Here is a 13,405-nt window from a genome sequence, read left to right as displayed (position 1 = left end):
ATTAGTTTTTACCGCAATAACTAGTTAAATTCAATCCCAAAAAAAAGCAGTTTGTACTTTTTTGTAGCAGTTAATTTCATTAACGAAACGGTACAATTATTTTATTTACAGGATGTCAAAAATCAAATTAAAAAACCAAAATAAAAAGTAAACATACAGAATGGCAATTAAAAAATCCGAATTATATAGCTCACTTTGGGCAAGTTGTGACAAGTTAAGAGGTTCGATGGAACCAAGTCAATACAAAGATTATGTGTTGGTTTTATTGTTTGTGAAGTATGTTAGTGATAAATATTCAAATGACACAAACGCCTTAATATTTATTCCAGAAGGTGGTAGTTTCAAAGATATGCAAAGTCTGAAAGGGCAAAAGGATATTGGAGAAAAAATGGATATGGCAATTACCAAACTTGCCAAAGAAAATGATCTAGTTAACGTAATTGATGTAATCAGTTTTCAGGACGAAGAAAAGTTAGGTAAAGGAAAAGAAATGGTCGATAAGCTAACAGGGCTTATAACTATTTTCGAAAATCCAGCTTTAGACTTTAGTAAGAACAGAGCCGAAGGTGATGATATATTGGGTGATGCTTATGAATACTTAATGCGACACTTTGCTTCTGAAAGTGGAAAAAGTAAAGGCGAATTTTACACACCAGCCGAAGTAAGCCGTGTATTGGCAAAAGTAATCGAGGTAAACAAAGGAAATAAAGAAAAACAGACCGTTTATGACCCAACTTGTGGTTCAGGTTCCTTATTGCTAAAAGTAGCTGACGAAGCTGATAATAAAGTTAATTTATACGGACAAGAAAAAGAAACGGCAAATGCTTCTTTGGCTCGAATGAATATGATTTTGCACAACAACCCGGAAGCAGTAATCGAAAAAGGGCAAAGCACAATGTCCAATCCGTTGCATAAAAATGAATTGGGTGATTTAAAAACATTTGATTATATCGTTGCAAATCCACCTTTTTCATCTAAAAATTGGACTGATGGCTTTGACCCAGCTAACGACATTTACAACCGTTTTGAAGAAGGAAAAATTCCACCAACAAAAAATGGTGATTATGCGTTCCTGTTGCATATCGTAAAATCATTAAAAAGCACAGGTAAAGCAGCCTGTATTTTACCGCACGGCGTTTTGTTTCGTGGTAATGCAGAAGCTGAAATTAGAAAAAGCTTAATTCAGAAAGGCTTTATAAAAGGCATCATTGGCTTACCTGCCAATTTGTTTTATGGCACAGGTATTCCAGCTTGTGTGATTGTGATAGATATGGAATATGCTGAAAACACCAAAGTCCTTTCAGATGATGAGAAAGGAATTTTTATGATTGACGCTAGCAAAGGGTTTCTTAAAGACGGAAACAAAAACCGTTTGAGAGAACAGGACATTCATAAAATTACCGATGTGTTCAATAAACAAACTGAAATACCAAAGTTCAGTCGTTTAGTGAGCATTACCGAAATTAGCGACCCAAAGAACGATTTCAACCTAAACATTCCACGATACATAGACAATCAAGAAGTAGAAGATATTCAAGATATTGAAGCACATTTATTGGGCGGAATTCCAAACGAGGATATCGAAGCCTTAAAGCAATATTGGGAAGTCTATCCTTCACTCAAAAAGGAATTATTTGTTGCTAATAAAAGAACAAACTACAGCGACCTAAAAATCGCTAAAGAAGATATTAAACAAACCATTTTCAACCATCCTGAATTTGTGGCGTTCAGTAAAGAAATGGACAGAATTTTTACAGATTGGAAAAACAAAAAAACCATTTTCTTAAAAGAATTAACTGCTGGTGTCAAACCAAAAAAAGTAATTCATACAACCTCCGAAGCCATATTATTTGACTATACCAGCAAAGCTTTGATGGATAAATACGATGTTTACCAACACGTAATGAACTATTGGAACGAAACAATGCAAGACGACACCTATATCATTGCGGTTGACGGTTGGAAAGCTGAGCCGTATAGAATATTGGTTAAAAACAAAGCTGGTGTGGAAACTGATAAAGGTTGGGATTGCGACCTGGTGCCAAAAGCACTAGTTATTGACCGTTATTTTTTACCAGAAAAAACAGCACTACAAAAATTAGAAGCAGACAAAGAAGCTTTAGCTGCCACACAAACTGAACTTGTAGAAGAACACAACATTGAAGAAGGTATCTTTTTCGACTTTGATAAAATCAATAAAGGAACGGTTCAAAAACGATTAAAAGCCATTGACACGCCAAAACTAAAATCAGAAAATGCCGAAGAAATTACGGTGTTAAAAACCTATTTAAAATTAATTGAGGATCAAGCGGTACTAACTAAAAAAATAAAAGAAGCTGCTGCCGAATTAGATAAAAAAGTATTAGTCAAATACAAAATGCTAACCATTGATGAAATAAAACAATTGGTAGTTGACGATAAATGGATGACAGCTATTGAAAAAAGTATAAAATCCGAAATGGAATGTATCAGCCAACGCCTTACAAGACGTATAAAAGAACTGGCAGAACTATATGAAACTCCATTGCCAAAACAAACCAAGGACGTTGCCGATTTAGAAAGCAAAGTAACTACTCACCTTCAAAAAATGGGATTTGTATGGAGTTAGTAATAGAAAAATATAAACAAACTGAAGTAGGTTTAATTCCTAATGATTGGGTAGTGAAACGATTAAGCGATTTAGGTAAATTCTCCAAAGGTGCAGGTATTAGAAAGGATGAAGCTTTAAGCGGAGAAATTCCTTGTGTTCGATATGGAGAATTATACACAAGACATAACGACTACATTAAACAATTCTATTCTTTTATTTCAAAAGATATTTCAGAAACTGCAAAGAAGCTTAAAAGAGGAGATATCTTATTTGCAGGTTCAGGCGAAACAAAAGAGGAAATTGGTAAAAGTGTTGCTTTTGTTAATTGTTTTGAAGCATATGCAGGCGGTGATATTGTAATTCTTTCACCTACTAAGGCAGAACCATTGTATTTAGGTTATTTATTAAACGCACCTTTTATTCAAAAACAAAAAGCAAGTCGAGGACAAGGTGATGCTGTTGTTCATATAAGTGCAACTCAATTGGGAAATATTTCAATTCCTCTACCGTCAACTCTTGAAGAACAATCTGCCATTTCTACAGCCTTATCCGATGCAGATAATTTAATAATTGAGTTGGAAAAACTCATTGCAAAAAAAAGAAATATCAAACTATGTGCAATGATAAAATTACTTCAACCAAAAGAAGATTGGGAAATAAAACCATTTAAGGATTTATGTTGGTTTCAAGAAGGCCCAGGTCTTAGGAATTGGCAATTTACTAAAAGAGGGATAAAAGTTATTAATGTTACGAATTTAGAAAATGGATTATTAAATCTAGATAGGACAGACAGACATATTTCGTTAGAAGAATTCCATAAAATGTATGAACATTTTGAAATAGATGAAAATGATATTGTTGTAGCAAGTTCAGGAAATAGTTATGGAAAAGTTGCAGTTGTAAAAAAACAAGATTTACCATTGCTTATGAATACTAGTGTTATCAGGTTTAAGCCATTAAGTAGTTTAGATTATAACTTTTTATTAACCTATCTGAAGTCTTCTCAATTTAAAAATCAAATTGACCTTTTAATCACTGGTGGAGCACAACCAAATTTTGGTCCAGTTCATTTAAATAAAATAACAATAAATATGCCTCCAACAAAAGAAGAACAAACAAAAATAGCATCTGTGCTTTTAGATATGGATAATGAAATACTTGTTTTAGAAACTAAATTGGAGAAATATAAAAGTATTAAACAAGGAATGATGCAAAACCTTTTAACTGGTAAAATAAGGTTGGTATGATATTGAAAGGAAGCAAAAAGTGTGTTTTAGATTTAGTGCAATCTAGAAGTTTTTTGGCTACTATAAATACTTTGACAAAAGGTACTAAAACAGTAGTGAGCGAATACGATAACTGGATGCCAAAAAACATTCATTTACAAAAAGAAGCTCAGTTAAAAGATTTTTTGAAATACAATTTCGATCCATTGCTTAGTTCAAAAATCGTAGAATGGTGGCTTCACATAGATACTACAACGCCCAATTGGGATTTTGTTTCTACCTGTAATATTAATGGCAAACGAGGTATTCTATTGGTCGAAGCCAAAGCACATTGGAGTGAATTGGAAAAAGAAAGGAAAGAAAAATTTTACGATAATAGCGCATCAGAACCCTCAAAATTAAACCACAAAGAAATTGGTAAAGCTATAGAACAAGCCAATACCGAAATCAACAATAGAATTAGTGGTATTTCCATATCTCGAGATAATTGTTACCAACTCTCAAACCGTGTTGCTTATACTTGGTGGTTAGCAAATCAAGGTATTCCTGTTGTGCTTTTATATCTTGGTTTTTTAAATTGTCTAGATATGAATGATGGTATAAACCGCCTCTTTACTAATGACAAAGAATGGCAAGATTGTTTTATTAAACACGCTGAACAGGTTGGTGTGGATAAGTTAATAAATCGATGGGTTGATTGTGAAAAAAGTGAATTTATTACTATTTGTAAAAGCCTCTAAAAATATCGCAAAATATGATTAATGTAACCAACATTCAAAATGTAGAAGTACAGGTATTTAGCTTTCAGGAGTTTTTTACACAAAAAGCTATTTATCCAGTGGGTATCGATAGTTATCAGCGTCCGTTTGTATGGGGAAAAAGTAAAATAATAGAACTTATCAAGGATTTAAGAGAATACCTTGAAAACCCAAATGATTTGCAATATTATATGGGAAACATTTTGTTACATCAACATAACGAAAAACAAAAATTATTCATCATAGACGGTCAACAACGCCTTACTACACTATGCACTTTATATTATATATTGAACGACGGTTTATTGCCCAATGGCAAAATGGCTTTAGAATATCATTCACCTATTTCTGCTAAAAACATTCTAAACGCAAAAGCTTTATTTCAAGAAATAAAGACCGAATGGCAAGACAAAGCAGATTTTCTATTCAATAATTTGCAGTTTACATTTATTACCACGTTATCCGAAGATTTGGCTTTTACATTTTTTGATACTCAAAACAATCGTGGCGTAAAACTCAACCCAACCGATTTATTAAAAGCCTATCACTTGAGAGCCATTGGCAATGCCGAATATTTAAAAATTCAAACCAATTGCGCTTTTCGTTGGGAAAAAATACAAGGCAGTAAAACCTTATTTGGGCAAAAAAAAGATTTTATAGCCGAACTTTTTCATCAGTTTTTGTGGCGCAGCCGTTGTTGGAATGGTCAAAAAGTAATTTATAGAGAACAAGACGAAGACATACTCAACGAGTTTCAAAAAAAAGCCATCAAGCAGTTACAACCTGATACAGTACCTTTATATCCCAATACCAATAATACCCTGGCGACTGCATTACAACTAAAATCACAACAGCAGTTTACACTCTATCCAGCTGCCGTAGAAATGAGTAGCACCAGTGCATACTTACCATTTACTTTAAGGCAACCCATAAGCGAAGGATTAGGTTTTTTTCTTTTTGCAGAAAAATATGCAGATTTGGTTAAAATTATTTTCTTTAATCAAGCAGATACCAATCCCGAAATAAAAGCTGTTAGAACGTTTTACAACCACGTATTGCAACACATATCGCTTTACTTAAAAGAATTGCATCTACTGGCAATTGTTATGTATTTTGATAAATTTGGAAGTAACAGATTGTTAGAATTCACACTTTGGTTCGACCACATTTTAGGAGCATTACGATTAGAAAAATATTATATTTTCAAAGAAGCATCGCTAAAATTTTTAAAAGAAACCGATAATAATATTTTTGATGTCATCAGTCAGTCATTCCGCCCAGAGGAAGTCATTTCTTTCTTGAGCGAATTAAAACACGTAAGTCAAAATTTAGATATAGAAAAAATATATGCCCGAACCGACTTACCAGATAATGGCGTAAGAGGTGCCTATAAAAGCAGTTTGTATAAGTATTACACCAAACAAAATCTTGTGGGTAAATCAAACTGGATAACACCTACAATTTTAAACAGCAAATTACAATGAGCATACAATCTACCAAAATAGCGTTGCAAGATGTTGTAAGTAATAGATACTTCTTCAACATTCCCATTTACCAGCGTTTGTACGTTTGGGAAGAAGACCAGATAAAAACACTACTAGAAGATATTGAAACTGCTTTTGATACGGATAAAGATATTTTCTTTTTGGGTGGTGTACTAGTAGTTGAGAACGAACTAATAGCGGATGGTGTAGTTTATGATTTAATAGATGGACAACAACGTTTTACCACGCTTTGGATGATAAGTCTTGTTTTGCAAAATAGTTTAACGCCTTTTATTGAAAGAAAGGAAATGGACAAAAATAGGCATAGAGTTCATTTTGCCATTCGTGAAGAGATATACCAGTATTTCAAGCATTATATATTGGGTATTACAGATGGTAAAGCCAATACCAATATCGAGAATGCCTTAGCATATATCGATACTTTCAAAAAAGAATTAGAAAAAAAAGAAGTCGGAAAAAGCAATAAGATTGCCCAATTCATTTATGAAAAAGTACAATTAATATTTACAGAAGTACCTAAAACAACAGACCTTAATAAATTGTTTGAAATCATAAACAACAGAGGTATTCAATTGCAACATCACGAAATATTAAAAGCACAATTATTAAACAAGCTAAACCCGGAAGACAGGTTGAAGTACAGTTACATTTGGGATGCTTGCTCCTATATGGAAAGTTATGTAGAAAAAAACATAAAAGACATAGCCAAAGTTCGAATACAAGATTTGTTTGAAAATGATATTGCAAAAACAGGAACAGAAAAACTAAGTCTTGCAACAAATGTATTAGGAGTTATTGCTCAAAATGAGTTTAATGATTTTAAACCGTTAAGTTTGGAAAACATTTTATCAACCAATGATTTTCAAATAGAAGAAGATAAAAACACCGAAGATGAAACCTACAAAGCAGACGATGTAAGAAGTATTATTTCGTTTCCAATGCTGTTGCAACATACGCTTAGGATATTCTTAGTAAATAACAACCAACCAGATATTCCTAAAATATTAGACAAAGAATTACTGAACATTTTTGAGCATCAATTTTTGACCAAAGATAAAAGTGCCCAACAGTTAAAAACGGACATCACTTCATTTATTGAATTGCTTTGGCAAGTTAGATACGTTTTTGACAAGCACATTATTAAATGGGTTCGTTTAGAAGATGGAGAAACACACCTGATTTGTAAACTCGAAAAGTACGATAGCAAAGGAAATTACTATTTAAGAAGAAGACAACCAGATGCTAATGAGGGAGAAGCATTGCTTCAAAGTCTTTTATACCATTCGCAACAAATCACAACGCACTATTGGCTTACACCATATCTTAAATATTTAGTAGACAACAAAGGACAAAATAGTTTCAATTATTTGAAGCATTTAGATAATAATTTGCTCTGTTCTGGTGAACCCGAAAGTTTGATAGTTAGAACAAGAAAGTTCTTAGTTGAATATAATTACACAGCTACCTTTGACACATCATTGTTAGTGGAACCAGAAGGAACAAGTTTTCCACACTACTGGTTTTATAAGCTAGAATTTGTTTTGTGGAATACTTTGAAAGATACTAAAGATGAACGATGGAAAAATTTCAAGTTCACTGCTAAAAATTCTGTTGAACATATTTCGCCACAAACACAAAAAGTCACCGATACCAATACGGTTTCAGAAGATATGCTTAATCATTTTGGCAATCTATCTTTAGTTTCTCGAAGCATCAATTCAGAGTATAGTAATTTGCCATTCAATGAAAAAAGACAACGTTTTGTAAATAATAATAGGGTCAAGTTAGACAGCTTAAAAATGGATATTATTTATTCAAACAATACCTGGAGCGACACGCTGGCGGAAAAACATCAAGACGAAATGATACAATATATAGAAAACTATTTAAGCAATACATACTATGAGTAAAGTAGGACAAATAGAAAGAGCAACACAAAACCGTATTGTGAAATGGTTTCAAGAAACTTTGAAATACGATTATTTGGGTAATTGGGAAGAAAGAGAAGGCAACAGCAATGTCGAAGAAGTAGAATTGCGTAAATACCTCCAAGGCACTGAAAAGTACAGTGAGGAACTGATAAACAAAGCAATATTTGCTTTGAAAAAAGAGGCAACTATAAATTCTAACGACGACCTTTTTACTGCTAATAAAGAAGTCTATTCCTTATTGCGTTATGGAACTTCCAAAAAAGTAGAAGCCATCAAACGACCAGAGCACGTTGACTTTATTGATTGGGATAATCCATTAAATAATAATTTTGCTATTGCTGAAGAAGTAACTATCAGAGGAGCTAAAGAACGCAGACCAGATATTGTAATCTACATAAACGGGATTGCTTTCGGTGTTTTAGAATTAAAAAAAGCAAGTGTTTCAGCCAGTGAAGGAATTAGGCAAAACTTAAGCAACCAACTGCATTTATTCAATAAGTCATTTTTCACAACGATACAATTTGTATTAGCCGGGAATGATAGTAATGGTTTGTATTATGGTACAACCAAAACAGAAGAAAAATATTTCCTAAAATGGAAAGAAGATAACGATGTCTATGATCCTAATGTTATTCTATTAGACAAGCACATCGAACAGTTTTGTAGCAGAGAACGATTGCTAGAAATAGTTCACGATTTTGTAATATTCGACCACGGAACAAAAAAACTGTGTCGTCCAAATCAATATTTCGGAATAAAAGAAGCCCAAAAATACATTTCAAGAAAAGAAGGCGGTATTATTTGGCATACACAAGGAAGCGGAAAAAGTTTAACAATGGTTTGGTTGGCAAAATGGGTTTTAGAAAACAATCCAAAAGCTAGATTATTAATCGTTACAGACCGAACAGATTTAGACGAACAAATTGAAGGCGTTTTTCTTGGAGTTGGCGAAACAATTACAAGAACAAAAAGTGGTGCCGATTTAATTTCAAGACTTAACAATACTTCACCAAGACTGCTTTGCAGCTTGGTACATAAGTTTGGCGGTAAAGAAGACAATGCAACCAATGAATTTATTGAAGAACTAAAAATTTCAAAAGATTTTCAACCCAAAGGAGATTTTATTGTTTTTATAGATGAGTGCCACAGAACTCAAAGTGGAGAATTACACAGTGCTATGAAAACAATTTTACCTAATAATTCTATTTTCATCGGTTTTACTGGAACACCTCTATTGAAAAAAGACAAGAAAAAAAGTTTAGAAATTTTTGGTCGCTACATTCATTCCTATAAGTTTGACGAAGCAGTTAGAGATGGTGTAGTGTTAGATTTATTATACGAAGCGCGTGATGTGGACCAACACGTTTTCGACCAAAAAGGCATTGATGAATGGTTTGCAATTGTAACGCACGGAATGAATGATATTCCTAAAGCGGAACTCAAGCAAAAATGGGGAACGATGCAAAAAGTATTAAGTACTAAAACACGTTTAGAAAAAATAGTATTCGATATAAAAAAGGATTTCATAACAAAACCAAGGTTAAAAGATGGTCGGGGTAATGCAATTTTGGTAGCTAGAAGTATCTATGAAGCGTGCCGTTATTATGAAATTTTTCAATCCTTCGGAATAAAAAAGTGCGGTATAATTACCAGTTTTGAACCTAATGAAAACAGCATAAAAATAGAAGAAACAGGAGCTGGTGAAACTGAAAAGAAAGAGCAGTTTGAAATCTACCAAAAAATGCTAAAGGATTACGATTTTAAAGATGCAGAAAGCTTTGAAAAATTTGCTAAAAAGAAGTTCAAGGAAGAACCTGCAAATATGCAATTGCTTATTGTTGTAGATAAGTTACTTACTGGATTTGACGCAATACATTGCACCTATTTGTATATCGACAAACAAATGCAAGACCACGGCTTATTTCAGGCAATTTGTAGAACCAATAGATTAGGAAAAGAAGAAGAAAACGATCCATATTATAAAGAGTTTGGTTATATAGTTGATTATAAAAACCTATTAGAAAACTTAAATAAATCCATTTCAGATTATACATCAGATGCATTTGATGAATATGATATTGATGATGTAAAAGGATTGCTAACCGATAGATTGGAAAAAGCAAAAGAGCGTTTGGAAGATGCCATTGAAGCATTACATCAATTGTGTTTAGACATTCCGGCACCAAAACAGCTAGAACAGTATTACCACTATTTCTGCGGTGACCCAACGAACAAAGACGACTTAAAAGACAACGAACAAAAACGTTTGACTTTATATAAATTGGTAGTGGCTTTAATTAGAGCATACAATAACATTGCTTCAGAAATAATTGAAGCGGGTTACACTCAAGTAGAGGCCGATAAAATCAAAGACAAAGTAAACTACTACGCCGAATTAAGAAACAGTATCAAACATTATTCTTCTGATTATATCGATTTGAAGAAGTATGAACCGGATATGCGCCAAATGTTGGATATGTATTTAACAGCAGATCCAAGTCGTGTATTATCTAATTTAGGAGAAGCAACACTTTTACAATTGATAGTTGATAATGGTATCGAAGAAGCAACTGATAAACTTCCTAGTAGTATCAAAGGAAACAGAGGTGCAATGAGTGAAACCATTGAAAACAATATGCGAAAAACAATCATTCAGGAAATGCCAATCAATCCGGCATATTATGAAAAAATGAGTGTTTTGTTGGTAGAGTTAATCCGATTGAGAAAAGAAGGAGCGATATCGTATGAAGAGCTGTTAAAAGAATATGAAGAGTTAGCACGAAGCATTCAACCTAATACTAAGAAAATCTATCCAGCCACTATTGATACAAAACCAAAACAAGCATTGTATGACAATTTGGATAAAAACGAAGAACTGGCAAACGAATTAGACCAGCAAATTAGAGAAACAAAAGATGATGATTGGCGAAGTACACACATCAAAAGAAGAAAAGTAGAAATAGCAATTAGACAAGTATTAGAAAGCAATGGCATTAATGATGAATTGATGTTGAGTAAAGTATTTGATATAGTTTCAAATCAAAGAGAATATTAAAATGCACCAAATAGAGGTAAGTAATTTTTCCATCGATGTAATTAGAAAGAGCATAAAAAATATGCACCTTTCTGTTTATCCACCAACAGGTCGGGTACGAATTGCAGCGCCATTAAATGTCGATGATGAAGCGGTCAAATTATTTGCGATTTCAAAATTAGCCTGGATTAAAAAGAACCAACGAAAATTTCAAATGCAAGACAGACAAATGCCTAGAGTATTTGAACAAAGAGAAAGTCATTATTTCGAAGGCAAAAGATATTTATTGCGAGTGACAGAACAAAATGCGCCACCAAGAGTAGAAATAAAAACAAAAACATACATCGATTTATTCATCAGACCAAATGCAACAGTAGAGCAAAGACAAAATTACATTAATGAATGGTATCGGAAACAATTAAAAAATCATATACCACAGCTCATAGAAAAATGGGAGCCAATAATTGGAGTATCAGTTTCAGATTGGGGAGTTAAACAAATGAAAACTAAGTGGGGAACTTGCAACATTGACCAAAAGAGAATTTGGATTAATTTGGAACTAGCAAAGAAACCCTATAATTGTTTAGAGTACATTATTGTCCACGAAATGATACATTTAATAGAAAGACATCACAATGAAAATTTCTTAGCTCATTTGGACAAAAACCTACCTAAATGGAAGCTCTTTAAAGACGAATTAAATCGTTTGCCGGTAAGTCACGGTGAGTGGGAGTATTAGAGATATTCTAAAAAAATTATTATAATAACTAACATAGATAAATAGCTTCTAAAATGTTTGAAGAAATCAAAGGTAGGGACGCGTGGAGTACTTTAAGAGGATTTGTTTATCAAGTTGACTTAACTATTTTGAGGTGGCTTAATCTTGGTGATAATGAAGTTTTAGAATTAGAGAAAGGTGAGGATGTTGATATAGTCAGTGTTGATTTGCACAAAAACGAAATCTCAAGAGAATTAGAACAAATAAAATATAGAGAAGCCACATTTTCCTTGAATACGGAAGATACTTTAGAAATTCTTTTTAATTTCTATCTTCATAAAAAGAACAATCCTAACCAAACAATTCTATTCCGCTTTGTATCTAATATTGGATATAATATGGAAAGGCGACAAATCTATAAAAATGGTAAAAAAGGTATTGAATTATGGATTGAATTATTTAATTTAAGTACAATACCAGAGACTGACGAACGGTATCTTGCAATAAAAAAGCATTTATTAAAGAAAGTATCTGCTAAAATTGAAGTTCTATCCACATTAACTACTGATGATGGTAAATTAATTCATAGTCAATGGTTAGATTTTTTTAATTATATAGATGATGATGATAAATTGACAGGATTTATTAAAAGTTTTGAATGGAGTTTAAGTAATGATAATGATGTTGTAATTTCTAATACTATTATTGATACTATTGTTGATAAAAAACTAATTGTATGTGGCGAAAATTCAGAAATTCTATATTCTAGGTTATTTTTGTTTGTATTTAAATTATTGACTAAAAGAGGATTAAAATCATTGAATTCAGAAGAGTTAAAGATTCAGGCAACGCTTCCAGAATTAAACGGTAATGACCAATTAATAATCGATTTTATTAATTATTTTTTAAAAAACGCAGATGAAAGATTAAGTGAATTAGAAGATAAAGTAGAAATTAACTCATCACAAATATTAGAATTAAATAGTAGTGTTGAATTACTTAAAAATTCAGATACAGTTTTTGAATATAGATTAAGTAATTTATCAATTACTCCAGTTGAAATAATCAAGAATGCTTCACTAAGAGAGAAAAAGGTTGAAGATATTACTCAACTTTTTAATAAATATTCTTGGATTAATTTTCAAGGCATAAATGGAACTGGTAAAACCCAATTAGCGTCATTAATTTACAAGAAATTTGATAATCATTTTTGGTTAGAATTAAGTGCTCATAACCAAGATAATGAAAAGACAGCTTTATTAATAGAAACTTTCTTATCTCAAATATCAGGTGTTCCAATTATAAATGATCGTGAATCTTGGATAAAAGCCGTCATAAATTCAATTCCTGCGAATATATTAATTGTATTCAATGACTTACCTAATATTGAAAGAAATTCACAATTAAATGAGTTGTTAGTTCTATTTTCAAATAATATTACGAGTTCAGGAATTAAAATATTAACAACTTCTAATTATAATATACCTAGCATAATAATTCAGTCATTAGACGATGATTTTTTTACTGAATATTATGATTTTATTTTTGATGAAGAGGAAATTATAGAGTGTTTAGTTAATAACAATGCAAATCCGGAAGTTATAAAGTATGTAAATTTAATATCAATAATTTCAGAAGGAAAT

8 protein-coding genes are annotated in these 13,405 nt (G+C 32.2%); all 8 read left to right on the top strand.

The genetic code is table 11. The annotated features are described in order from the left end of the window. Positions 1 to 160 precede the first annotated feature (160 nt). Positions 161 to 2,608, top strand: a complete 2,448-nt coding sequence (locus ACH2BO_RS10350) for a type I restriction-modification system subunit M (RefSeq protein ID WP_395044669.1) — start codon at positions 161 to 163, stop codon at positions 2,606 to 2,608. Beyond that, the gene (locus tag ACH2BO_RS10345) at positions 2,599 to 3,837 is read left to right on the top strand and encodes a restriction endonuclease subunit S (RefSeq protein WP_395044668.1); all 1,239 of its coding nucleotides are present in this window, start codon (positions 2,599 to 2,601) and stop codon (positions 3,835 to 3,837) included. Before ACH2BO_RS10350 ends, ACH2BO_RS10345 begins: the two co-directional genes overlap by 10 nt. Then, a complete protein-coding gene (locus ACH2BO_RS10340; protein ID WP_395044667.1) occupies positions 3,834 to 4,556 on the top strand; it encodes a hypothetical protein in 723 nt (240 codons plus the stop codon). Before ACH2BO_RS10345 ends, ACH2BO_RS10340 begins: the two co-directional genes overlap by 4 nt. A gap of 14 nt (positions 4,557 to 4,570) precedes the next feature. Beyond that, positions 4,571 to 6,058 (top strand): DUF262 domain-containing protein, encoded by a 1,488-nt coding sequence (locus ACH2BO_RS10335; protein ID WP_395044666.1) that lies wholly within the window; start codon positions 4,571 to 4,573, stop codon positions 6,056 to 6,058. After that, a complete protein-coding gene (locus ACH2BO_RS10330) occupies positions 6,055 to 7,989 on the top strand; it encodes a DUF262 domain-containing protein (RefSeq protein WP_395044665.1) in 1,935 nt (644 codons plus the stop codon). Before ACH2BO_RS10335 ends, ACH2BO_RS10330 begins: the two co-directional genes overlap by 4 nt. After that, entirely contained in the window at positions 7,982 to 11,065 is a 3,084-nt protein-coding gene (locus ACH2BO_RS10325) for a type I restriction endonuclease subunit R (protein WP_395044664.1), read from the top strand. Before ACH2BO_RS10330 ends, ACH2BO_RS10325 begins: the two co-directional genes overlap by 8 nt. 1 nt (position 11,066) lies before the next feature. After that, positions 11,067 to 11,783 (top strand): M48 family metallopeptidase, encoded by a 717-nt coding sequence (locus ACH2BO_RS10320; protein ID WP_395044663.1) that lies wholly within the window; start codon positions 11,067 to 11,069, stop codon positions 11,781 to 11,783. Positions 11,784 to 11,836: 53 nt separating this feature from the next. Then, positions 11,837 to 13,405: hypothetical protein (locus tag ACH2BO_RS10315; RefSeq protein ID WP_395044662.1), on the top strand; the 1,569-nt coding region annotated here is incomplete at its 3' end.

It is taken from the genome of Flavobacterium sp. (genome assembly GCF_043773265.1).
In the GTDB taxonomy this organism is placed as follows: Bacteria; Bacteroidota; Bacteroidia; order Flavobacteriales; family Flavobacteriaceae; genus Flavobacterium.
This window is presented reverse-complemented; position numbering and strand designations above follow the sequence as displayed.

Coding starts and splice junctions, on each gene's coding strand:
- ACH2BO_RS10350 (WP_395044669.1), top strand. CDS start 161: ATGGCAATTAAAAAATCCGAATTATATAGCTCACTTTGGGCAAGTTGT.
- ACH2BO_RS10345 (WP_395044668.1), top strand. CDS start 2,599: ATGGAGTTAGTAATAGAAAAATATAAACAAACTGAAGTAGGTTTAATT.
- ACH2BO_RS10340 (WP_395044667.1), top strand. CDS start 3,834: ATGATATTGAAAGGAAGCAAAAAGTGTGTTTTAGATTTAGTGCAATCT.
- ACH2BO_RS10335 (WP_395044666.1), top strand. CDS start 4,571: ATGATTAATGTAACCAACATTCAAAATGTAGAAGTACAGGTATTTAGC.
- ACH2BO_RS10330 (WP_395044665.1), top strand. CDS start 6,055: ATGAGCATACAATCTACCAAAATAGCGTTGCAAGATGTTGTAAGTAAT.
- ACH2BO_RS10325 (WP_395044664.1), top strand. CDS start 7,982: ATGAGTAAAGTAGGACAAATAGAAAGAGCAACACAAAACCGTATTGTG.
- ACH2BO_RS10320 (WP_395044663.1), top strand. CDS start 11,067: ATGCACCAAATAGAGGTAAGTAATTTTTCCATCGATGTAATTAGAAAG.